Source organism: Hymenobacter mellowenesis (assembly GCF_030581005.1).
Lineage (GTDB): Bacteria > Bacteroidota > Bacteroidia > Cytophagales > Hymenobacteraceae > Hymenobacter > Hymenobacter mellowenesis.
This window is the reverse complement of the sequence record NZ_JAUQSX010000011.1, coordinates 213600-234691: the sequence shown is the minus strand read 5'-3', so window position 1 is coordinate 234691 and position 21092 is coordinate 213600. Positions and strand designations below refer to the sequence as shown.

General features: G+C 61.3%; 11 protein-coding genes. All 11 read left to right on the top strand.

Going from position 1 to position 21092, the window contains the following annotated elements; all coding sequences use genetic code 11:
• Nucleotides 1-37 precede the first annotated feature (37 nt).
• The 11 genes from Q5H92_RS19930 to Q5H92_RS19880 all read left to right on the top strand — a co-directional run bounded on the left by Q5H92_RS19930 (nucleotide 38) and on the right by Q5H92_RS19880 (nucleotide 20592).
• On the top strand, nucleotides 38-1993 hold the full coding sequence (locus tag Q5H92_RS19930) for a sialate O-acetylesterase (RefSeq protein ID WP_305013316.1): 1956 nt from the start codon (nucleotides 38-40) through the stop codon (nucleotides 1991-1993).
• A 20-nt stretch (nucleotides 1994-2013) separates the two neighbouring features.
• Nucleotides 2014-3522 (top strand): xylulokinase, encoded by a 1509-nt coding sequence (locus tag Q5H92_RS19925; RefSeq protein ID WP_305013315.1) that lies wholly within the window; start codon nucleotides 2014-2016, stop codon nucleotides 3520-3522.
• On the top strand, nucleotides 3515-4846 hold the full coding sequence (xylA, locus tag Q5H92_RS19920; protein WP_305013314.1) for a xylose isomerase: 1332 nt from the start codon (nucleotides 3515-3517) through the stop codon (nucleotides 4844-4846). Before Q5H92_RS19925 ends, xylA begins: the two co-directional genes overlap by 8 nt.
• Nucleotides 4847-4919: 73 nt before the next feature.
• Nucleotides 4920-6995, top strand: coding sequence for a transketolase (gene tkt / locus Q5H92_RS19915; protein WP_305013313.1), 2076 nt, complete (start codon nucleotides 4920-4922; stop codon nucleotides 6993-6995).
• Nucleotides 6996-7338: 343 nt separating this feature from the next.
• Nucleotides 7339-8454 (top strand): endo-1,4-beta-xylanase, encoded by a 1116-nt coding sequence (locus tag Q5H92_RS19910; protein ID WP_305013312.1) that lies wholly within the window; start codon nucleotides 7339-7341, stop codon nucleotides 8452-8454.
• Nucleotides 8455-8623: 169 nt separating this feature from the next.
• A complete protein-coding gene (locus Q5H92_RS19905) occupies nucleotides 8624-11245 on the top strand; it encodes a glycosyl hydrolase 115 family protein (protein ID WP_305013311.1) in 2622 nt (873 codons plus the stop codon).
• Between the two features lie 22 nt (nucleotides 11246-11267).
• The gene (locus Q5H92_RS19900; protein WP_305013310.1) at nucleotides 11268-12962 is read left to right on the top strand and encodes a glycoside hydrolase family 43 protein; all 1695 of its coding nucleotides are present in this window, start codon (nucleotides 11268-11270) and stop codon (nucleotides 12960-12962) included.
• Nucleotides 12963-13010: 48 nt separating this feature from the next.
• The gene (locus Q5H92_RS19895; protein WP_305013309.1) at nucleotides 13011-13727 is read left to right on the top strand and encodes a hypothetical protein; all 717 of its coding nucleotides are present in this window, start codon (nucleotides 13011-13013) and stop codon (nucleotides 13725-13727) included.
• A 156-nt stretch (nucleotides 13728-13883) separates the two neighbouring features.
• Entirely contained in the window at nucleotides 13884-16556 is a 2673-nt protein-coding gene (locus tag Q5H92_RS19890) for a glycoside hydrolase family 3 C-terminal domain-containing protein (RefSeq protein WP_305013308.1), read from the top strand.
• 694 nt (nucleotides 16557-17250) lie between these two features.
• Nucleotides 17251-17928, top strand: a complete 678-nt coding sequence (locus Q5H92_RS19885; protein ID WP_305013307.1) for a hypothetical protein — start codon at nucleotides 17251-17253, stop codon at nucleotides 17926-17928.
• Nucleotides 17929-18057: 129 nt separating this feature from the next.
• On the top strand, nucleotides 18058-20592 hold the full coding sequence (locus Q5H92_RS19880) for a glycoside hydrolase family 98 domain-containing protein (protein WP_305013306.1): 2535 nt from the start codon (nucleotides 18058-18060) through the stop codon (nucleotides 20590-20592).
• Nucleotides 20593-21092: the final 500 nt, after the last annotated feature.

Sequence of the window (21092 nt, the reverse complement as noted above, 5' to 3'; positions counted from 1 at the left end):
AGGGGTACTGTAAATGCCCGTTATACCGGGTAAATATTTGAAAAACAGCGCATCACCATTTTTTTTACTAAGCTTAGGACTGGCGCTGCTGGCCGGCCGGGCCGGTTACGCCCAGGTGCGCCTGCCGCGCCTGGTGAGCAGCGGCATGGTGCTGCAGCGCGATGCCGACGTGCAGGTGTGGGGCTGGGCCCGGCCCGGCGAGGCCGTCACGGTGGCCTTCCTGGGCAAAACCTACCGCGCTACCGCCGGAGCCGAGGGCAAATGGTCCGTAAAGCTCCCGCCGATGAAAGCCGGCGGGCCGTTTGAGATGAGCATCAGGGCCAGCAACCAGCTTGAACTAAAAGACATTCTGGTGGGCGACGTGTGGTTTTGCGCCGGCCAGTCGAACATGGAGCTGCCCATGCGCCGCGTGCGCGACAAGTACCCCCAGGAAATTGCCCAGGCCACCAACCCGCGCATCCGGCAGTTCGACGTGCCCATGCGCTACGCCTTCACCGGCCCCAAGGCCGATGTAACGGGCGGCAGCTGGGTAGCCGCCACGCCCGAAACCGTGCTCGGCTTCACGGCCGTGGGCTACTTCTTCGCCAAGGAAATCAATGCCAAATACCAGGTGCCCGTCGGCCTGATTAAAGTCGCCGTGGGCGGCTCGCCCGCCGAAGCCTGGCTGAGCGCCGACGCGCTGAAGCAGTTTCCGAAATACGAGCAGCAAAGCGCCAAATACAAAGACAGCCTGCTGGTGGTGACGACCAAACAGCGCGAGAGCGCCGCCGTGAGCGACTGGTATAAGCAGCTGCACCGGGCCGACCTGGGCGAAGCGCCCGGCCAGCCGAAGTGGTCGGCGCCCGGCTACGATGCCAGCGGCTGGGCCACCATGAACGTGCCCGGCGAGTGGGCCGGCCAAACCCCGCTGGGTCCGGTGAACGGCGTGCTCTGGTTCCGCAAGGAAATCGAAGTACCGGCCGCCATGACCGGCCAGCCGGCCCGCCTGGAGCTGGGTACGCTCGTCGATGCTGATTCGACCTACATCAATGGGCAACTCGTGGGCAGCACCGCCTACCGCTACCCGCCCCGCAAGTACGATTTCGGTATCGGCGTGCTGAAGCCGGGCAAAAACGTAGTGACGGTGCGCCTCATCAGCAACGGTGGGCGCGGCGGGTTCACCCTGGACCGTAACTACCAGCTTACGGCCGGCGGCCAGACGCTCGACCTGCGCGGCCCTTGGCAGTACAAGCTGGGCGCTACGATGCCGCCCACCCCCGGCACCACCACTTTCCAGTACCAGCCCGGCGTGCTGTATAACGGACTAGTGGCCCCGGCCCTGCCCTACGCTCTCAAGGGCGTGCTCTGGTACCAGGGCGAGAGCAATACCGGCCGGCCCGACGATTATTACGCCCTGACCTCAACCCTGGTGCAGGACTGGCGCACGAACTTCCGCCAGCCCGGCCTGCCGTTTCTCTACGTGCAGCTGGCCAACATCAACGCCGCCCGCAAGGAGCCCGGCGAGAGCAACCAGGCGCAGGTGCGCGACGCCCAGCGCCGCCTGCTGGCCCTGCCCCGCACCGGCATGGCCGTGATTACGGACGTGGGCGAGTGGAACGATATTCACCCCCTTGACAAGCAGACGGTGGGCCACCGCCTGGCCCTGGCCGCCCAGAAAGTGGCTTATGGCGATGCCAAATTGGTATCATCCGGCCCACTTTTTCAGGCCATGAAGGCGGCCGGCAACAAGGCGACGCTGACGTTCGCGGGCGTGGGCAGCGGCTTGGTGGCCAAAGGCGGTGGGCCGTTGAATGGCTTCACGGTGGCCGGGCCGGACCGGAAGTTCGTGCCGGCTCAGGCGCGCATTGAGGGCAGCAAAGTGGTGGTCTGGAATGACCAGGTGCCGAGCCCCGCAGTGGTACGCTATGCTTGGGCCGATAATCCGGAAGGCGCTAATCTATATAACCAGGAGGGCCTGCCGGCCTCCACTTTCACGACGGAGCTTGCCAAATAACCTTCCATTGCTGCTCAACTATGAAATACCTCCTCGGCTACGACATCGGTAGCTCTTCCATCAAAGTCTCGCTGCTCGACGTGACCACCGGCAAAGCCGTGGCCACGGCCATCTCGCCCCGGCAGGAGATGGAAATCAGCGTGCCCCGGGCCGGTTGGGCCGAGCAAAGCCCCGAGCGCTGGTGGCAGGAATGCGTGAACGCCACTGCCGAGCTCAAAGCTGCCTACGGCTTCGATGCCGACTTAGTCGCCGGCATCGGTATCACCTACCAGATGCACGGCCTCGTGCTCATCGACAAAGACGGCAAAGTGCTGCGTCCCGCCATCATCTGGTGCGACAGCCGGGCCGTGGACCTCGGCAACCAGGCGTTTGCTGAATTGGGCGAGGAATATTGCCTGGAAAACTTCCTGAACTCGCCCGGCAACTTCACCGCCTCCAAGCTGAAGTGGGTGCGCGAAAACGAACCCGGGGTGTACGCGCAAATCCACAAGATTCAGCTGCCGGGCGACTACATCGCCTTTAAAATGAGCGGCCGGCTGCTAACCACCGTGTCGGGCCTGTCGGAAGGCGTATTCTGGAATTTCAAGCAGCAGGCCATCGCCCAGGAGCTGCTGGACTACTACGGCATCAGCACCGACTTGCTGCCGGAGGTGGTGGAAACCTTCTCGGTACAAGGCCACCTGAGCGCCGAGGCCGCGCAGGAGCTGGGCCTCACGGCCGGCACGCCCATCAGCTACCGGGCCGGCGACCAGCCCAACAATGCCTTTTCCCTCAACGTGCTGAACCCCGGCGAAATCGCCGCCACGGCTGGCACCTCGGGCGTGGTCTACGGCATCACCGCTGCCCCGGCTTCCGACCCGGCCTCGCGGGTGAATGCCTTTGTGCACGTTAATCACACGGAGGCCGCGCCGCGAAACGGCGTGCTGATGTGCATGAACGGCACCGGCATCCTCAACAGCTGGCTGCGCAAAATGGTGGGCGAAATGCCCTATGACGAGATGAACCGCCGCGCCGCTACCGCACCCGTTGGAGCGGAGGGCCTCGTGTTTTTGCCCTTCGGCAACGGCGCCGAGCGCATCCTCGAAAACCAGCCCACCGACGCCGAATTGCGCGGCCTGAACTTCAACATTCACAGCCAGGCCCACCTGCTGCGCGCCGCCCAGGAAGGCATTGTGTTCGCCCTAATTTACGGCATGAACATCATGCGCCAGATGGGCGTGCAGGTACGCACGGTGCGCGCCGGTAACGCCAACATGTTCCTGAGCCCCGTGTTCCGCGAGGCCTTCGTGAACGCCGGCGACGTGACGCTGGAGCTCTACAACACCGACGCGGCCCAAGGCGCGGCCCGCGGCGCCGGCATTGGCGCGGGCGTGTACGCCAGCCCGGCTGAAGCATTCGGCGGCCTCGAACGCATTCTTACCGTGGAGCCCACTGCCGGGCTCCGTGAACAATACCAAACGGCTTATGCCCGCTGGCAAGACGCTTTATCCCAACTTATTCCCCAATCAACCACTTTAGCTCATGTCTAGCAACACGCTCTCGAAGACAGAATTTTTTACGGGCATCGACACCATTCGCTACGAAGGCCGCGAATCGGATAACCCCCTCGCCTTTAAGTGGTACGACGGAAACCGCGTAGTGGCCGGAAAGACCATGAAGGAGCACCTGCGCTTCGCCACAGCCTACTGGCACACCTTCACCGGCACGGGCGGCGACCCCTTCGGCCCCGGCACCAAGAACTTCGCCTGGGACTCGCACCACGAAATTGTGGGCCGCGCCAAGGACAAGGCCGACGCCGCGTTTGAGTTTTTCACCAAACTCGGCACGCCCTACTACTGCTTCCACGACATTGACTTGGTGGATGAGGGCAACTCGCTGGCCGAGTACGAGCGCAACCTGGCTACCATCGTCGACTACCTGAAACAGCACCAGGCCGAAAGCGGCGTGAAGTTGCTCTGGGGCACGGCCAACGTATTCTCGAACCCGCGCTACATGAACGGCGCCAGCACCAACCCCGATTTCCAGGTGGTGGCCCACGCCGGCACTCAGGTACTCAATGCCATCGACGCCACCATTGCGCTGGGCGGCGAGAACTACGTGTTCTGGGGCGGCCGCGAGGGCTACATGACCCTGCTCAACACCGATATGAAGCGCGAGCAGGCCCACATGGCGAAGTTCCTGACGATGGCCCGCGACTACGCCCGCAAGCAGGGCTTTACCGGCAAGTTCTTCATCGAGCCCAAGCCGGCCGAGCCCACCAAGCACCAGTATGACTTCGACGCGGCCACCGTCATTGGCTTCCTGAAAGAGCACGGCCTGCAGGACGATTTCCAGCTGAACCTGGAGGTGAACCACGCCACGCTGGCCGGCCACACCTTCCAGCACGAGCTGCAGGTGGCCGCCGATGCCGGCATGCTCGGCAGCATGGATGCCAACCGCGGCGACTACCAGAACGGCTGGGATACCGACCAGTTTCCCAACAACCTGAATGAGCTGACGGAGAGCATGCTCATCATCCTCGAAGCGGGCGGCATCACCCAGGGCGGCATCAACTTCGACGCCAAAACCCGCCGCAACTCGACCGACCTGGAGGACATCTTCATCGCCCACATTGCCGGCATGGACACCTTCGCCCGCGCCCTCGTCACGGCCGATGCCATCCTTGAAAAATCGGCCTACCGCAAGTTCCGCTCCGAGCGCTACGCCTCGTTCGACGCGGGCGAAGGCGCGGCCTTCGAGAAAGGTCACCTCACACTGGAAGACCTGCGCACCATCGCCCATAAGTCGGGCGAGCCCACGCCCCGCAGTGGCAAGCAGGAGTGGCTGGAAAGCATCATTAACCAATACATCTAGGGAAAACCGAACCGGTCGGCCGTGGAATGGTGGGAACAGTGACGCGGCTGACCGGGGAAGTTTTACCACGCTTATGAGCAATCCTCAAGTTTCTATTGACGAGCTGAGTGTCAACACCATCCGGCTGTTATCGGTCGACATGGTGCAGCAGGCCAACTCCGGCCACCCCGGCCTGCCGCTGGGCGCCGCGCCCATGGCCTACGTATTGTGGTCGCGCTTCCTGCGCTTTAACCCGCAGGACCCGAAGTGGCCCAACCGCGACCGGTTCATCCTGTCGGCTGGCCACGGGTCGGCACTGCTCTACAGCCTGCTGCACCTTTACGGCTACGATTTGTCGCTCGACGATTTGAAGCAGTTTCGGCAGCTTGATTCCAAAACACCGGGCCACCCTGAGTCGCACCTCACGCCCGGCGTGGAGGTGACCACCGGCCCGCTGGGCCAGGGCTTTGCCAACGGCCTGGGCATGGCCATGGCCGAGGCGCACCTCGGCGCGCTCTACAATAAGGAAGGCCACGCGCCGGTGCAGGACCACTACACCTACGTGCTGGTGAGCGACGGCGACCTGATGGAAGGCATCGCGGCGGAGGCGGCCTCGCTGGCCGGCCATCTGCAATTGAGCAAGATGATTTATCTCTACGACGATAACAACATCTCGCTCGACGGCCCCACCAGCCTGACCTACACCGAGAACCCGATGCGGCGCTTCGATGCCTACTACTGGCACACGCAGCACGTCACGGACGGCAACGACCTCGACGCCATCGAGAATGCCATCAAGGTGGCGCAATCGGTGACCGACCGGCCTTCAATTATCGCGGTGCGCACCATTATCGGCTTCGGTTCGCCGCTGGCGGGCACCAGCAAGTCGCATGGCTCGCCGCTGGGGCCCGATAATGTAAAGGCCACCAAAAAGTTTTACGGCTTCGACCCCGAGCAGTCGTTCCAGGTATCGGGCGAAGTGTACGAGCACCTCCGGCAGCCCGGCCAAAATGGGGCCGAGCTGCAAAAACAGTGGGACGCGGACTTCGCCAAATATGCCGAAGCCTTTCCCGATGATGCGAAAATGTTTCAGCTCTCCTTCAAAGGCGAACTGCCCGAAGGCTGGGACGCCAACCTGCCCGTGTACACGCCCGCCGACGGTGAGCTGGCCACTAGGCAGGCCTCGGGCAAAGCCCTGGATGCCATCAAGAAAGCGGTGCCCTTCCTGTTTGGTGGCTCGGCTGATTTGGCTTCTTCGAACGAGATGGACAAGTCGGGCAGCGACAGCTTCCAGCCCGCGCACCCGGCCAACCGCAACGTGTGGTGGGGCGTGCGCGAGCACGCCATGGGCGCGGCCATGAACGGCATCGCCCACCATGGCGGCCTGCGCACCTACGGCGGCACCTTCCTCACGTTCTCGGACTACATGCGGGCGGCCATCCGCCTCACGGCCCTGGCCGAGAGCACGGCCACCTTCGTCTTCACCCACGACAGCATTGGCCTGGGCGAGGACGGCCCCACCCATCAGCCGGTGGAGCAAGTGCTGGCTTTGCGCAGCATCCCGAACATCGTGGTGCTGCGCCCGGCCGATGCCAACGAAAGCACCGAGGCCTGGCGCATTGCCCTGACCACGCCCAAGTCGCCGGTGGTGCTGGTGTTCTCGCGCCAGAAGCTGCCCGTTCTCGACCAAACCAAGCTGGGCTCGGCCCGCGAGGGCGTAGCCAAAGGCGCTTACATTCTGAGCGAGGCGCGGGGTGGCCAGCCCCAGCTCATTCTCATCGGTACCGGTTCAGAAGTGGCCCTGGCCATGGAAGCGCAAAAGGTGCTGGAGCAGGACGGCACGCCCACCCGCGTGGTGAGCATGCCGAGCTGGGAGCTGTTTGAGCACCAGGATAAAGCTTACCGCGAAACGGTGTTGCCGAAGGCTGTGCGCAAGCGTCTCGCCATCGAGGCGGGCTCGCCCATCGGCTGGCACAAATACACAACCGACGAGGGCGGCATCGTGGCCATGAGCCGCTTCGGCGCTTCGGCCCCGGCTGAGTTGCTGTTTGAGAAATTCGGCTTCACGGTGGAAAATGTGGTGAAACGCGCCAAAGGCGTGCTTGCCGGCCACCCCGAAGACGAAGGCCAAGAAGAAGAAAAGAAGCAGGTAGTGGCCAAAGGCGACTAACAACTGCGAATGATTAATAACTAAAACAAACCGGCCAGCTGTGAAATGGTGGGACAAAGAAGCAGCTGGCCGGGGCGTTTTATAATTTTTGAGCGGGCGGAAGGGCCTACCCGGCTACTGCAATAGCTGAGCGGGCCTCTGAGGCGTTTCGGTTGGTATTGCGGCTCAATGGTGAGTGGGCCGCCGTACACCCCGGGTAAGTTGCCCGGACACCGAAACGCCTCTCCGCTTGCTTGCAAGGCGGCCCCCTCCCCTATCGCTCACGGCGGCGGCGGCGCCCGGGTCAACCCTGAAATTTCGGAAGCGGCGGTGTGCGCCGGAATCCTTGTGCCATACCAAGCTTATGAAAACGATTAAACCATTACTGGGCATTGCGTTAGCTGGAATGGGTCTGGCCTTCGGGCCGAAGGCTGACCAGCCGCTGAAGGATGCTTTCAAGAAGGATTTTTATGTGGGCGCGGCCCTGAGCTACCGGCAGATTAGCGGCCAGGATGCCCGGGCGACGGCCCTGATTAAGCAGCAGTTCAACACCATCAGTCCCGAAAACCTGCTGAAGTGGGAGGCCGTGCACCCGCAGCCCGACAAGTACAACTTCAAGCCGGCCGACGACTACGTGGCGTTTGGGCAGCAGAACCAGATGTTCGTGGTCGGCCACACGCTCATGTGGCACCAGCAAACGCCCAAGTGGGTGTTTGAGGACGCCGATGGCAAACCGGCCAGCCGGGAAGTGCTGCTCAAGCGTCTCGAAGACCACATCAATGCGGTGGTGGGGCGCTACAAGGGTAAAATCGGGGGCTGGGACGTGGTGAACGAGGCCATCGACGACCAGCAGGGCAACCTGCGCAAAACCAAGTGGCTGGAAATTCTCGGCGAGGATTTCGCCGCCAAGGCATTCGAATACGCCCACAAAGCCGACCCCAAAGCCGAGCTGTACTACAACGACTACAGCCTCTACCGCCCCGAAAAGCGGGAGGGCGTGATTAAGCTCGTGAAAAGCCTGCAGGCCAAAGGCATCAAGGTGGCGGCCATTGGCATGCAGGGCCACTACGGCCTCACGGTGCCCACAATTGCGCAGGTGGAGGCCAGCATCGTGGCCTTCGCCAAGCTGGGCGTTCACGTCAACTTTACCGAGCTTGACATCGACGTGCTGCCCAACCCCAGCCGGCGGCAGGGCGCCGACATTGCCGAAACCTTCGGCGCCGACGCCAAATACAACGTGTACACCACCGGCCTGCCCGACTCGGTGCAGCAAAAGCTGACCCGGCGCTACGCCGACCTGTTCGCGCTATTTCACAAGCACCGCGACGTTATCGACCGCATTACCCTCTGGGGCGTGACGGATGCCGACTCCTGGCTCAACGACTGGCCCATCAAAGGCCGCACGAGCTACCCGCTGCTGTTCGGCCGCGACTACCAGCCAAAACCAGCTTTCCGGGCAGTGGTGCAAGCCGCCAAGTAGGGCCGGTTGACAGATGTAGAGACGCGACACTTCGCGTCTCGTCGTTGAACGGCCTGCGGATAAATGCAGCCGTGCCTTTGCGAGTCGGGACCGCGCAGTTTACCTAACATCAGCAATGACGCGACGCGAAGTGTCGCGTCTCTACCTCGTTTTTTTTAAACACACGTCTATGATTTTCCCACCCGTAAACTGCTTCCTGCCTCGTCTCTTGGCCCTGCTGCTGGTAGTCCTGGCCCTGGGAGCCAGTCAACCCGCCCACGCCCTTGATGGCCCGTCGTACGTGACCTCAAAAAAGCAGAAGGACAGCTTTACGCTGGAAGCAGACGGCAAAGCGGCCCCGCTATTCGCCAGCGCCAGCGACTGGCCGGGCGTGCTGCGCGCCGCCAAAGACTTGCAGGCCGACATCAACCGCGTCACGCGCGTGACCCCGACGCTGACCACCGACCAGGCCCCCAGGGGCAAAGAGGTGGTGCTCATCGGCACGCTGGGCAAGAGCCCGCTCATCGACCAGCTGGTGCGCGACAAAAAGCTCGACGTATCGGCAGTGGCGGGCAAGTGGGAAGTATTTGTGGAACAGATTGTGGAGCACCCCCTGCCCGGCGTGGAGCGGGCTTTGGTGATTGCCGGCAGCGACAAGCGCGGCACGATTTACGGCATCTACGACCTCTCGCAGCAGATGGGCGTGTCGCCCTGGTACTGGTGGGCCGACGTGCCCACCAAGCTGCAAAAGGCCCTCTACGTATCGGCCGGGCGCCACACCCAGGGCGAGCCCCAGGTGAAGTACCGCGGCATTTTCCTCAACGACGAAGCACCCGCGCTCAGCGGCTGGGCCAAGGAGAAGTTCGGCGGCATCAACTCCAAGATGTACGTGCACGTGTTTGAGCTGCTGCTGCGCCTGAAGGGCAACTACCTGTGGCCCGCCATGTGGGGCAACGCCTTCAACGACGACGACAAGCAAAGTCCGGTGCTGGCCGATGAGTACGGCATCGTGATGGGCACCTCGCACCACGAGCCCATGGTGCGCTCGCAGCAGGAATGGAAGCGCTACGGCTCCGGGCCCTGGAACTACCAGACCAACGAAAAGACGCTCCAGGATTTCTGGCGGCAGGGCATCCGCAACATGGGCACCAAGGAAAGTCTGGTAACCGTGGGCATGCGCGGCGACGGCGACGAGCCCATGAGCGAGGGCAGTAACATTGCCCTGCTGGAGAAAATTGTGGCCGACCAGCGCCAGATTCTGGCTGAAGAAACGCACAAGCCGGCCGCGCAAACGCCCCAGCTTTGGGCCCTTTACAAAGAGGTGCAGGATTACTACGACAAGGGCATGCGCGTGCCCGACGATGTGACCCTGCTGCTGTGCGACGACAACTGGGGCAACCTGCGCAAGCTGCCCAAACCGGGCGAGAAGCCCCGCGCCGGCGGCTACGGCATCTACTACCACTTCGACTATGTGGGCGGCCCGCGCAACTACAAATGGCTTAACACCAACCCGCTGCCACGCATCTGGGAGCAGATGCACTTGGCGCATGAGTACGGAGCCAACCAGATTTGGATTGTGAACGTGGGCGACCTCAAGCCCATGGAGCTGCCCATAAGCTTTTTCCTTGATTATGCCTGGAACCCCGACAAAATCAAGGCTGACCAGGTGGCGGCTTACACGCAGCAGTGGGCCGCCCGGCAGTTCGGCGAGCAACACGCCCCGGACATTGCCGACATCTTGGCCAAGTACGCCAAGTACAACGCCCGCCGCAAGCCGGAGCTTCTCGACGCCAATACCTACAGTCTGGCGACCGGCGAGTGGGCCACCGTGGTAACGGACTACAACGCGCTGCTGACCCGCGCTGAAGCCATTGAAAAGCAACTGCCCGCCGAAGCTCGCGACGCCTACTACCAGCTGGTGCTGCACCCCGTGCAGGCCTGCGCCAACCTCAACGAGCTGTACTACACCGTGGCCCAGAACCGGGAAGCAGCCAAAAAAGGCGCGGCGACAACCAATGCGCTGGCCGACAAAGCGAAGGCTCTGTACGCGAAGGACGCCGAAATCAAGCAGCGCTACCACGCCCTGGCCGGCGGCAAGTGGAACCACATGATGGACCAGACGCACATCGGCTACACCTACTGGCAGCAACCGCCGGTGGACAAGATTCCGGAGGTAGTGACTTTGCCCGCTGACCAAGCCACCGCCAGTGCAGCGCCATATAATCAGGCCGCCAACGATGGCAAGCCGTTCTTTGCCGTGGAGGCCGAGCAATACACTAAGGCGGTGAATGCCGGGCCCATCACCTGGCAGCGCCTCCCCGACCTGGGCCGCACGGCGGGGGCCGTTACCACCTTTCCGGTCACGGCGGCGGCCACGGCCGCGCCCGGTGGCGCTAGCCCGCACCTGGAATACCGCTTCACGCTAGCTCAGGCCGGGGCCGTAACCGTGCGGGCGTACCTGGCCCCGACGCTCAATTTTCTGGGCGGCCCGGGGTTGCGCTACGCCGTGTCCATCGACGAGGAAGCACCACAGCTGGTGAACCTGCACACGGGCCTGGTGGCGGATAATGGCAACAAGCCCTGGGAAAAAGCCGTGGCCGAAAACATCATTCTCCGGGATACAAAGCACACGCTGGCCAAGCCCGGCGCGCACGTGCTCAAGTTCTGGCGCGTGGACCCCGGCGTGGTGCTGGAAAAGCTGGTCGTTGACTTCGGCGGTTTGACCCCCACTTATCTCGGCCCACCGGCCACCACGGCGGAAAGCGGCAAGCGCGCCGCAGGCAGCCCGGCCCAGCGCGCTGAAGCCAACTAGTTATCAGACAACGAAAACCGGAATGATAGTTGAAAACCTGAAACGCCGGCTCTTGCTGCCAGCGGCCCTGCTGGGCGCCTTCCTTAGCCCAACGGTTGGGGCGGCTCAGTCGATTACCCTGACCAATCCCATCCTGAGTGGCTTTTACCCCGACCCCAGTATTGTGAAAGTGGGCCCGGACTACTATCTGGTCAATTCCACGTTTTCCTACTTCCCCGGCATCCCGGTGATGCACAGCCGCGACCTCAAAAACTGGGAGCAGGTGGGCAGCGTCATCAGCCGGCCCTCGCAGATGAATTTCCTGGGCGACCGCATGACGCGGGGCTTATTCGCGCCGGCCATTCACTACCACAACGGCATTTACTACGTTACCTGCACGCTCATCGACCGCAAGGGCAACTTCGTGGTGACGGCCAAAAACCCCGCCGGCCCCTGGAGCGACCCGGTTTATCTGCCCGAAGTGAAGGGCATCGACCCTTCGCTGTTTTTTGAGGAGAATAAGGCCTACGTCGTGTACAACAGCGACCCGCCGGACAACAAGTCGCTGTATTCCGGCCACCGCACCATCAAAATCATCGAGCTGGACCCGGAGAAACTGGCAACGCGCGGCGAGGCTAAAATCCTGGTGAACGGCGGCGTTGATATCAGCCAGAAACCCGTCTGGATTGAAGGCCCCCACCTGATGCAGGCCAACGGCTGGTACTACCTCTACGCGGCCGAGGGCGGCACGTCGGTCAACCACAGCGAGGTGGTTTTCCGCAGCCACTCACCGCTGGGGCCATTCGTGCCCTACGAGAAAAACCCCATTCTGACCCAGCGCAGCCTGCTCGCCGACCGCAAGAACCCCATCACCTCGGCCGGCCACGCGCAGTTTGTGGAAGGGCCGGACGGGAAAACCTACGCCGTGTTCCTAGCCGTGCGGCCCTACGAAGGCAACTACTACAACACGGGCCGCGAGACGTTTATCGCCCCCGTCGTCTGGAAAGACGAATGGCCCATTATCGACACCGGCGCCAACGGCGTGCAGTACGAATACAAGGCTAGCTACCGCGAGGTGAAGCAGCCGGGCGCCCTGCCCCAGAGCGGCAATTTTGCCTACACCCTGACCTTTGAAAAGCAGCTCGACCCGTCGCTTTTGTTTATGCGCACCGTCGACAGCACCAGCTTTTCGCTGAGCAAAGCCAAGGGCCTCACGCTGAAGCTAAAGCCGGAAACCTGCGCGGAACTGGGCAGCCCGGCCTTCATCGGCAAGCGCCAGCAGCACCAGTACTGCACCACCGAGACGGAGCTGACATTCAGCCCGAAAGGAGATGCTGAACAGGCTGGCTTGGTCGCGTTTCAAGACGAAAAGCACTTCTATTTCCTCTGCAAATCGATGGCTCATGGCCGACCGGTGCTTACGCTGTACCAGAGCACCAACGAGCCGAAAATAATGTCGCTGCTGGCCGAAGCTCCGCTAAAATCGGCCACCGCGAAAGTTCAGCTGCGCATTAGGGCCGAAGGTGATACCTACGGCTTTGGTTTCTCGGAAGATGGCAAAACCTGGACGACCCTGAAGGACAAAGTGGACGCCCATTTCCTGAGCACCCAAGAGGCCGGCGGCTTCATTGGCTGCCTCATCGGGTTCTACGCCACCTCATCGGGCAAGCCCACCACCAATTCGGCCTCCTACAAGTGGCTGAAGTACGCGGGCAACGACCCGGTGTATAAGAAGTAAACGGCTGGCTGGCGGCTTTTCCAAGACCAGCCAATTAACTCTATCATCATGGCCACGCAACTTAACGCGCCGCAATCTGCACCCGAGGGCACGATGACCACGGAGCGTACGCATCCCGTTCCGCTCCGTAGCTATCACGCTGCCGTGCAACAGCATTTCGGCTGGAGGGCCTCCGATTATGAGTTGCTTGAGGAATGGTCCAATGGCCCCGTTTTAGTTAAGCACGGGCCCGATGTATTTCGCGTCGACCATCCTCATGACCTGGAGGGCGAGGCGGTACTTCTGCTCACCAGCCAAGACCACGCGCGGCACATGCCCACCGCCTGGGCCAATCAGCTATTCACGGATGCTCCCTTTCGTCCCGAATTTTACCCGTATTTTCTTCAACAATTTGATGGGGTCAGTACCCAGGCATCGGGAGAAATCCAACTGATGCTTGCGCTATATCAAACCGTAACCAAACGCGCCAAGACTTTCTGGGAAACTATCCAGGAACTAGATAAGGCCAAACTATACCCGCAGGCTTTACTAGCGGCAGCTCAACTATCGGACTTCGAGACGTTAGCAGATAAGCTCGTCGGCCTATTAACGGCTGAGGGCGACGCTCTCCTAAATGAATTGAGAAATGGCGTTTTCGAGCGTATTCGTCTGACTGAAGGCAACGGAATGGAAAGCAATACCTTTTACTCCTACCCCGTGAAACCAAGCCGTTGGGCGCAGGTTGTGGCAGCCAACTCCCAACGTCGAAGTGGAGCAGATAATTGAGATTCTCCCGCTATTTCTAGTGGGTTCGCATTTTTTTGCACCCTGCTTATTGGCTAGTTAAAGTCAGTCGCAAAGTGCTCCGACAGTAGACTATGCCAGTCCACTCGTCTGCCTAGCCCCCGAACCGCTCCATACCGACTTATTTCCCCTTCTCCCATGAAGCTCGTTACCACCTTACTAGGCCTGCTCCTGCTCACCACCAGCGGGGCCCAGCAGCGGCCCACTCCCCCGGCGGCGGGCAACGCAGCGGAATTCCCTTTCCAGAACCCCGACCTGCCCATCGACCAGCGGGTGGATGACCTAGTGAGCCGGCTGACCTTGCCCGAAAAGGTGTCGCAGATGCTGAACGCCTCGCCGGCCATCGACCGGCTGGGCGTGCCGGCCTACAATTGGTGGAACGAGGCCCTGCACGGCGTGGCCCGCACGAGCATGAAAACGACGGTGTTTCCGCAGGCCATTGGCATGGCGGCCACTTTCGATAAAGATGCCATGCTGCAGATGGCCACCATCACCTCCGACGAGGCCCGCGCCGTGCACCAGGAGTACGTGCGGCGCGGCGAGCGGGGCATTTACCAGGGGCTCACGTTCTGGACGCCCAACATCAACATCTTCCGCGACCCGCGCTGGGGCCGCGGCCAGGAGACCTACGGCGAAGACCCCTACCTGACCGGCCAGTTGGGTTCGGCGCTGGTGAAGGGTTTTCAGGGCGACGACCCCAAGTATTTGAAGATTACGGCCTGCGCCAAGCACTTCGCCGTGCACAGCGGGCCGGAGTCGACGCGCCACGAGTTCAACGCCCAAATCAGCGACTACGACCTGTGGGACACGTATTTGCCGGCCTTCCGCGACCTGATAGTGGACGCCAAAGTGGCCGGCGTGATGTGCGCCTACAACGCCTACGCCGGCCAGCCCTGCTGCGGCAGCGACAAGCTGATGAACGACATCTTGTATGCGAAATGGAAGTTCAAGGGCTACGTCACCTCCGACTGCGACGGCCTGAACGACTTCTGGCAGCACCACAAAACCGACCCCGACGCGGCCACCGCCGCCGCCAATGCCGTGCTGCACGGCACCGACATTGAGTGCGCCACCGGCAAGCTATTTACCTATAATTCCTTGCTAGAATCGGTGCAGAAAAAGCTCATCACCGAAGAGCAGCTGAATGTGTCGGTGAAGCGACTCTACAAAATCCGCTTTCAGCTGGGCATGTTCGACCCCGTGGAGCGGGTGAAGTACGCCCGGATTCCGCTGAGCGTAGTGGAAAGCGCCCCCCACCAGGCCCACGCGCTGAAAATGGCGCGCGAGTCCATTGTGCTGCTCAAAAACGAGCAGCACACGCTGCCGCTCCGCCAAGGCTTGAAGAAAATTGCGGTGCTCGGCCCCAATGCCGACAACGAAAGCGTGCAGTTGGGCAACTACAATGGCTTCCCGACCGATATTGTAACTCCACTTGAAGGCATCCGGGCCAAGGTGGGTCCGAGCACGGAAGTGGTGTACGTGCAAGGCGTGGACTACGCCAGCAACATCGTATACGAGCCGCTGGATATCAATAAGCAGTTGGCCTACAACGGCCAGCCCGGCTGGCACGCCGAATACTTCCGGGGCACCAGCCTGGAAGGTCCGGCCGTGGCCATCCGCCAGGAAGCCGGCCTCGACCGCTACCTGGCCAATGTGAAGATGGAGATTGCGCCCGGGCTATTGGCCGAAAATGTGTCGGCACGCTATCTGGCTACCTTCACCCCCGAAAAAACCGAGGAGCTGGCCCTGCAAATCAGCGGCGACGACGGCTACCGCCTGTACGTCGACGACAAGCTGGTGCTGGACCACTGGACCGGGCGCGGCTTCTCCAGCAACCAGCACGTGCTGAACGTGACCAAGGGCCAGCCGCTGGCCCTGCGCCTGGAGTACTTCCAAGTTGACCGGCGCACCATTCTCAAGTTCAGCGGCGCCAAGGTGGTGCCCATGAACGCGGCCAACATCCTGGCCCGGGTGCAGGATGCCGACGCCATCGTCTTCGTGGGGGGCATCTCGCCCAAGCTCGAAGGCGAGGAAATGAACGTGAAAGTGCCCGGCTTCAGCGGCGGCGACCGCACCACCATCGGCCTGCCCGCCGTGCAGACCGAACTGCTTAAGGTATTGCACAGCAGCGGCAAGCCCGTGGTGCTGGCCCTGATGACGGGCAGCGCCATTGCCTGCCCTTGGGAGGTGGCCCACCTGCCGGCCATCCTCAACACCTGGTACGGCGGACAGGCCGCCGGCACGGCCCTGGCCGATGTGCTGTTTGGCGACTACAACCCCGCCGGCCGCCTGCCCGTCACGTTTTATAAGTCGGAAACCCAACTGCCGGCCTTCGACAACTACAGCATGGCCGGCCGCACCTACCGCTATTTCACCGGCGAGCCGCTGTTTCCGTTTGGCCATGGCCTGAGCTACACCACCTTCCAGTACAGCGGCTTCAAAGTGCTGTCCAAAGCCGTAACCGGGCAGCCCGTCACCGTAAGCGTACAGGTGCAGAATACCGGTTCGCGTGCCGGCGACGAAGTGGTGCAGCTCTACGTGCGCCACCCCGGCGCCACGGGCCGCGTGGCCCGGCATGCGCTGGCCGGTTTCCGCCGGGTGAGTCTGTCGGCGGGGCAGAAAAAGACGGTCACTTTTACCTTATCACCGCGCCAGCTCTCGCGGCTTAATGCACAGGCGCAACGCGTCGAAGCGCCCGGCAAAGTCCAGCTCTTCGCGGGCGGCAGCCAGCCGTTGGCCGCTGCTGTGGCTGCCGGCCGCGTGCGGAAAGCCGATTTGTTGCTCACCGGTGCTCCGAAGCCCATCAACTAGGTGAAAAGCTATTGCCAACGGAAACGACACCTTGGCTACAGAGGGTAAACCAGCTTCCAGCACGGTGTAGAATGCGCCGCATTGGGTGCGACTTGACGTGGGTGGCTAAGAGCAGAGATACACTATTAAGTATGGTAAGGGCGGGGAAACCGCTACTAACAAAAGTATTTCACAAGTTTTTGCATTAAAAATAATATCGGTATCGATTGCGGCATCGATTTCGATAGAAAATCACCGCAAATTTGCTGTTTAGCAAGTTGTTAACCATTGAAATACGGTTGATTCCTCCTTTATATTTGGTGAACCAATCACGATTGATTTCACGATAGCACTTCGCAAAGCACGCGCTAACTGTTGAACATAATTGTGTTTTATTAACACTCGGGGATGTCGCACTCGATGCGGTGGCTCAAACCACACGCCCAACCTTGTGCGCTTCCAGGTCTGCTCCATTTGCAAAGTATCACGGCACACATAGCCATTCTATGCGCCGTTGGCCTGACGCCTTACATCGGCTAACCCGGCATCCAGCCTGCTAACGGCCTGCTCAGCTTGGCCGGGTTGCGCGGCCCTGAAAGGCCTGCACCGCGCCTTTACTGAGGTCGCCTAGCCCGGCGTGGCGGCCCTAGCCGCTTGCTAGCGTCACCGCTTCTATTCTGCTTGCTCTTCCGATTTTATCCCACCCACCCCGCTCATGTTGCTACCCAACGTGTTCCTGCTGCTGGTGCTGCTGGCAGCTACTGCCGCCCCCAGCCGGGCTGACCAGGGCTACCGCCTGGGGCTCAAATTCGCCCAGGTTGCCGTTGCCAGCCAGCGGGCGCAACACCGTGTCGCCCTGCAATGTATGGCTGCGGTCCGCAACAACGTGCTGGTAAAAACAGTTGCTGTCGAGACTCACCCCGGCATTCTCCTTTTGGCAGAATCTCCCGCAAACGTTACCGGGAGGTTGAAGGGCCGGGAGGGATTTCGCTTTTCTTCGCAGGACAAGAATTTGGTGGTGGCCAGCCAGTTCAGTGTGGGGGTGCTTTACGGGGTGTCTGCGCTGTTGCGGCCGCTGCAAGACGGGCAAGCCTTTGCCAACCGGAACGGGTGCAACTGCCCCCGCCGGAAAGGAGCAGCACGTTCGCAGATAAATCCTTCTCCCTGCCCGACGTCGCCCCTCAATGCGGTCATTCATCATGGACGAGGTAGCGATGAAGTACAGCTGGCTCCGAAAAAATGCACTTGGTCAGGGCTCTGCTTACTAAGCCAGCCAATCTACTCATTCCACCCTTGGCGCTCTGCTGAAAACCAGAAAAGCTATGCGCACGCCGCAGGTAAACGGTTTATGTTCAACTGGCGACGGCCGCCACACTACCGAGACAGTTCCTAAGTGCATTTGCGCAGGGAGCAGATTTGGCAGGGGGCCTTACCCACTTCCTGCCAGCGCAATAGCTACGGGCCTGGTTAGTCCCTAAGGTGATTTCGGGGCTCACATTTTCAAATTAAAAAACTGTATGACATGAAGTTACAAAATTTACTTTCGGGCAAGAAGATTAAGCTGGCGGGCTGGCTGCTGGTAATGTGGGCGTGGTGCGGGCACGCGGCGGCGCAGACGCCCCTGCGCCGTCCCATCTCCCCCTCCCAACCCATGTGGCTGGTGCACGTGGATACGCGGAACTACGCCGACCCCCAGAAGATAATCGACCTGATACCGACCGACGTGCGCCCCTATGTGGTGCTGAATCTGTCGCTGTCCATCAGCAACGATGGCGTCAGCCGCTTTAACATAGCCGAATACGGGGGTTCCGTAGCCAACTCCTGGCTGACGGTGTGTGCCCAAAACAACATGTGGGCCATGGTACAGTGCTCCAGCGGCGGCTATGCCCATTTTTCCAATACCGACACGACGGTATACCGGCAGTTCTTCCGCCGCTACCCCAACTTTTTGGGGTTTAACTACGCGGAACCGTTCTGGGGCTTCGACGATGCCACCAACCCGCTCTCGCAGTCGTGGACGGGTCGAATGGAGAACTTAGCCAACCTGCTGGCCCTGAGCAACCAGTACGGCGGCTACCTGACGGTGAGCTGGTGCGGCAACCAGTTTAGCAACTTGTACAACCCGATAGCCATGCTCAAGCGGGTGCCAGCCATGGCCGCCGCCGCTCAGCAATACGCGGCCAACTTTATCCTGTGCGAGAAATACACGACGGTATCGTACCAGTTTGATAAGGAGAGCACCAGCTTAGGGGCCTACCTCTCAGGGTATAGCGGCAACTACGGCATTCGCTATGACCGCACGGGATGGACCGACAGCACGGGCTCGAACACGACCCAGAGCGCCACGTACGTGCCCGCGACGGGGCTGGCCCCCAACCTGGAGCATATCATGCTCACCGGCCAAACCGTCGTCGACGGCCCCGAGCTTATTTTCGTTGACCAAACGCGGGAGGTCAGCGCCACCGCCGTATCGAACGGCTATTCGGCGCGGACGTGGACCAATGTTCCGCAGTGGTACAACGTATCGCTCGACCTCTTTCGGAAGGTGCTCGATGGCACCGTGCGCATCCCGACCCGACAGGAGGTGATTGCTCGCACCAAAGTGGCCATCATCAACGACGTGACCACGGGGAACAACGACGACAAGTACAGCTCCCCGGCTACCTTGTTCGATGGCCTGTACCTGATGCCCGGCGACGGGCAGTACCAAACCAACAAAAGCTTCTACAAGAGCACGGGCCGCTACCCGGCCATCCCAACCGTGTACCAGCTCTCAGCGGCGGCGGCCAGCGCGTTCAATATCCGAATCAACAAATCGGCTTACGCCACGCGCTGGCCCACCGTGGCGGCCAAGCGGGCCGAGCTGGACGCCTTGTTTCCGGCCGAGTCGCGGGGCGACATCTACGCCGGACGCCACGAGAACGGCTGGGTAGTGTATAACCCCTACAAAACCCGGCAGATAGCCCCCGGTCGCCAGGTAGCCACCGGCCGCATCGGGCTGAAATACAACACGTGCGACAGCCTGGGATTTGAGCTGTCGCAATACTCGGCCGGCGTGGTGAAGGAAACGGCCAACCAGGTGCAGCTATACCTTAACAACTACGACAATCTGCTGCGCACCGGCCTGAAAACGAACATTATCCGCGTGTATGGCAGCACCGCCCAGCCCACCTACTCCTTCGTCGAGCGCGGCACGCACCAGGCCAGCGTACTATCGGCAACCTGGGTGGGCGGCGTGTACACGCTCACCGTGCAGCACAACGGCCCCCTCGACATCACCCTGAACTGCGCCGGTACCAACTCCGGCCGCCTCACCGCGTTCACCGCGGCCACCATCACGCCCCCGGCCCAGCCCGCCACCTACGCCGGTCCCTGGCAGTACGAGGCCGAGGTACTGGACTATAAGAGCCTGGGCAGCCTCGTTACCAATGGCTTTTCCGGCACCTTGCGCGACTACCAGGGCCAGGGCTACGTCAACTTTGGCACCAACGCGGCGGCCGCGCTGCGCAAGAACAATCTGGTGCTGCCCGCCGGCACCTACACGCTGCAAACCCGCTACCTGCTTAGTGGCAGTGCCAGCGTTAACACGATTGCGCTGTACGTCAACGGTACGCTGGTGGCAACCCCTACTTTCGCGCCCACCGGCAGCCCCGCCACCTGGGCCACCGACACCCGCACCATTGTGCTGAGCAGCGGCTCCAACAGCATCGAGTGGCGGGCCACCGCCGCCGGCGCCAGCCCGGTGTACTTCGACAACATCCGCCTGGCGACGGGCACGGCACTTGCCGCGATATCCGCAGCCACGCCAAGTGCCGACCGCGCCATCGTGGCCGTGCCCAACCCTGCTACCGGTCGCCTGCGCGTAGAGTTGGGCAGTGCCTGGAAGTCGGGCGACCAACTGGCCCTTTACTCCAGCACCGGCCAGCTGCTTTATTCGCGCACCATCAGCGGCCCCACCGAGGCGTTTGACGCTGCCGCCTTGAGCACGGGGCTGTACCTACTGCGGATTAGCAACCAGCAAGGCCAAACCAGCACCTGCAAACTACTGAAGCAATAGCCAGCGGAGCGGGCTGCCACGCAAGCCCGGCCAGCCCCCAGAGGAACAGCTGTTGAATAGCCAGTTAAACCAAAGCAGCCGGTGGTAGGATGGTCGTTTTCTCTAAATCAGAAAATGACCATCCGACTACTGGCTGCTTTAGTTTAACTAACTGTAAGTCCTTTCATTACAATCTCGGCGCTGATGCACTGCTACACGGGCCAGAACGGGGCGGTGGAACAAACACATCATAGCTTGGGCTGCCCTTTTTTGTGTTCCTGCTTTTAGCAGGGCAGCATAGAATCAGTGTTTAAACAGCAATGGAAAATCTGACTTTATGCATTGGCGGGAAGGTCTGTTTTCAAAATGCCACAGGCGACGGCTACTGCTGGCTCCGAAGCCATTCACAGTGGCTAAGCGTTTAAACGTATGTCTTTAAGCGGCACTATGTCAAGTTTCGGCCTTTGTACTGCACTTAATGCTGCATCATAGCAGCGCAGCGTGCAAGCAAGCCTGTCCAA

Bases quoted from the DNA above. Each gene is read 5' to 3' on its own strand.
- Q5H92_RS19880 (WP_305013306.1), top strand. From the start codon at position 18,058: ATGAAGTTACAAAATTTACTTTCGGGCAAGAAGATTAAGCTGGCGGGC.
- tkt (WP_305013313.1), top strand. From the start codon at position 4,920: ATGAGCAATCCTCAAGTTTCTATTGACGAGCTGAGTGTCAACACCATC.
- Q5H92_RS19895 (WP_305013309.1), top strand. From the start codon at position 13,011: ATGGCCACGCAACTTAACGCGCCGCAATCTGCACCCGAGGGCACGATG.
- xylA (WP_305013314.1), top strand. From the start codon at position 3,515: ATGTCTAGCAACACGCTCTCGAAGACAGAATTTTTTACGGGCATCGAC.
- Q5H92_RS19900 (WP_305013310.1), top strand. From the start codon at position 11,268: ATGATAGTTGAAAACCTGAAACGCCGGCTCTTGCTGCCAGCGGCCCTG.
- Q5H92_RS19885 (WP_305013307.1), top strand. From the start codon at position 17,251: ATGTTGCTACCCAACGTGTTCCTGCTGCTGGTGCTGCTGGCAGCTACT.
- Q5H92_RS19905 (WP_305013311.1), top strand. From the start codon at position 8,624: ATGATTTTCCCACCCGTAAACTGCTTCCTGCCTCGTCTCTTGGCCCTG.
- Q5H92_RS19890 (WP_305013308.1), top strand. From the start codon at position 13,884: ATGAAGCTCGTTACCACCTTACTAGGCCTGCTCCTGCTCACCACCAGC.
- Q5H92_RS19910 (WP_305013312.1), top strand. From the start codon at position 7,339: ATGAAAACGATTAAACCATTACTGGGCATTGCGTTAGCTGGAATGGGT.
- Q5H92_RS19925 (WP_305013315.1), top strand. From the start codon at position 2,014: ATGAAATACCTCCTCGGCTACGACATCGGTAGCTCTTCCATCAAAGTC.